Genomic DNA, 2,789 nt, shown 5'->3' with positions numbered 1-2,789 from the left:
CGGTGCCGCCGTGGGCAGCGGCCACCTCCTGCACGATGGCCAGCCCGAGCCCCGAGCCGGGCAGGTTCCGCGCCCCGGCCGCGCGGTAGAAGCGGTCGAAGACATGCGCCAGGTCCTTCTCGGCGATCCCCGGCCCGCGGTCCCGGACCTCCACCCGCGCGTCCCGGACCACGATCTCGATGGGCTCCGCGCCGTCCCGGTCGAACTTCGCCGCGTTCTCCACCAGATTGGAGAGCGCGCGCTGGAGTTCGGTCGGGCGGCCTCGCACGACCGTGCCGTCGGCGGTGACCGTGATCTCCCGGCCGGTGCGGCGCCGGGCGCGGGCCGCGGCCGTCTCCGCCACGCTGCCGAGCTCCACCTCCACCTTCGGCTCGTCGTCCCGCTGCCCGGCCGCCAGCTCCACCAGTTCGTCGACCAGCTCGGTGAGCTCCCTGGCCTCGCTGTCCAGATCGGCGATCAGCCCCTCGCGCGCGCCCGGCGGCAGCTCCTCGAAGCGGTGCAGCAGCGAGATGTTCGTCCGCAGCGAGGTGAGCGGGGTGCGCAGCTCGTGCCCGGCGTCCTGCGCCAGCCGCTGCTGGGCTTCCCTGGCGCGGGCGAGCCGGGCCAGCATCCCGTTGAAGGCCCGCCCGAGCCGGCCCACTTCGTCCTGCCCGGCGTCCGGCACCAGCGCGTCCGGCCGTCCCGCCGCCGTCACGCTCTCCGCGATCCGGGTCAGCCGCACCAGCCGCCTGGTGACCAGACCCGCGAGCCACCAGCCGGCCACGCCGGACACCGCGACGGCGGCGGCCATGAACAGCACGGTGCGCTGCCTGAGCTCGCGCAGCAGCTCCTCGACATGGCTGAACGGCTGCGACACCTGCACCGCGCCGCGCCCCTTGCCGAGGGCCACGGTCGCCACCCAGTACTTCTCACCGCCGATCTCGACCTGCCGCTGCTTCTTCAGGCCCGGCCGCCGGCTGCGGGCGGAGCTGCGGTCGCCGTCACCGACCGGAAGCACGGGGGTGCCCTCCTCCCTGCGGCCGCCCTCCGCGTCGAGCACCTGGATACCGAACGAGCCATGGGCCCGTACGACCTCGCGTATGGCCTGCAGGGTGTCCTCGCCGCCCTGCCCGTCCCACGTCCGGTCCGAGGAGGGGAACGCCTTCTCGGTCGCGATGACCTGTACCTGCTCGACGGCCTCGTCGAAAGCGGAGGTCCGGTCGAGCCGCACCACACTGGTTGCCGCGTCGTGGCTGAGGAGCCCGACCAGCACCGTGACCACGGCGGCCACCAGCGCGAACAGGAGCGCGAGGACGGTGCGCAGGCCGGGGCGCCGCAGTCGGCGGTGGCCCATCGCTCACCGCTCCCGGAGGGTGTAGCCGACGCCGCGCACGGTGTGGATGAGGGGGCGCAGGCCCGGCACGTCGACCTTGCGCCGCAGATAGCCGATGTAGACGGCGAGGTTCTTCGAGCCCGGACCGAAGTCGTAGCCCCAGATGCGGTCGTAGATCGTCGCGTGGTCGAGCACGATGCCCGCGTTGCGTGCCAGCAGCTCCAGCAGGTCGAACTCGGTGCGGGTGAGCTCCAGCTCCGCGCCGGCCCGCCACGCCCGGCGCGCGTGCGGCACGAGCCGCAGATCCGCCGCCTCGACCGCGCCGCCCTGCCCGAGTCCCTGCCCGAGTCCCTGCCCGGGTCCCTGCCCGGGTCCCTGCCCGTCGGGTGGAGCCGGGGGCTCGGGGGGCGCCCGGCGCAGCAGCGCCCGCAGCCTGGCGAAGACCTCCGCCACCTCGAACGGCTTCGCCACGTAGTCGTCGGCCCCCGCGTCCAGCCCCTCGACGCGGTCCGCGGTCCCGACGCGCGCGGTCAGCATGAGGACCGGCGTCCGGTTCCCCTCCGCGCGCAGCACGCGGCACACCTGGAGCCCGTCCACGCCGGGCATCAGCACGTCCAGCACGATGACGTCCGGCCGCTCCCGGTGCGCGGCGGCCAGCGCCGCGACGCCGTCGGTCACGGCGGTCACCCGATAGCCCTCAAGGGCCAGGGCACGCTCCAGGGCACGGCGGATGGCCGGGTCGTCCTCCGCCAGCAGCAGACTGTTCGCGATCACGCTTCGAGTCTGCCAAGCCCCCGCGCCGCACAGCCCCGCCCCCGGCGCCCGGACCGGGCTTCTCACCAGGCTCTTACCCCGCTCACGGAACGCTCTTGCCGGGCCCGTCCAGGCTCGGGCCGCATGAAGATCGCTTTCCTGCTGCACAACGCCTACGGAATCGGAGGCACCATCCGCACCACTCTCAACCTCGCCTCCGCCCTCGCGGACCGCCACGAGGTCGAGATCGCCTCGATGATGCGGCACCGCGAGGCGCCGCGGTTCGACGTCGACCCCCGGATCCGGCTCGTTCCGCTGGCCGACACCCGCAAGGGCGGCCAGGACGCGGCGGATCCGCTGTCCGGCGAGGCGGCCCGGGACTTTCCGGCCGCCGAGAAGCGCCATCACCAGTACAGCCGGCTGATCGACGTCCGGGCCGCGGGGTATCTGCGCGACTGCGCCGCCGACGTGGTCGTCGGCACCCGCCCCGGCGTCAACGTCTATCTCGCCCGCTTCGGCCGCGGCGGCGCCCTGCGCATCGCCCAGGAGCATCTGCGGCACGACGCGCACAGCAAGGCGCTGCGCGCCGAACTCGCCCGGCACTACCGGCGGCTGGACGCGGTCGTCACCACCACCGAGGCGGACGCCGCCGTCTACCGCGCGCGGATGCCCCTGCCGGGGGTGTCCGTGCTGGCCGTCCCCAACAGCGTGCCCGACCCCGGCC

Annotated in this window: 2 protein-coding genes and 1 pseudogene; 1 reads left to right on the top strand and 2 read right to left on the bottom strand. The window is 74.5% G+C overall.

All coding sequences use genetic code 11. The annotated features are described in order from the left end of the window. A partial coding sequence (locus tag G5C65_RS35030) for a sensor histidine kinase (protein WP_165303095.1) occupies positions 1–1,333 on the bottom strand: 1,333 nt, incomplete at its 3' end. Positions 1,334–1,336: 3 nt separating this feature from the next. Continuing rightward, on the bottom strand, positions 1,337–2,083 hold the full coding sequence (locus G5C65_RS35025; protein ID WP_165303096.1) for a response regulator: 747 nt from the start codon (positions 2,081–2,083) through the stop codon (positions 1,337–1,339). A 126-nt stretch (positions 2,084–2,209) separates the two neighbouring features. On the opposite strand from G5C65_RS35025, the pseudogene G5C65_RS35020 reads away from it, so the two are divergent. After that, a pseudogene (locus G5C65_RS35020) lies at positions 2,210–2,789 on the top strand (glycosyltransferase family 4 protein); the annotation flags it as partial.

The sequence above is a fragment of the Streptomyces boncukensis genome, assembly GCF_011045075.1.
Classification (GTDB): domain Bacteria; phylum Actinomycetota; class Actinomycetes; order Streptomycetales; family Streptomycetaceae; genus Streptomyces; species Streptomyces boncukensis.
Note: the sequence above shows the minus strand (reverse complement) of the source record. Positions and strands in the feature narration are given on the sequence as shown.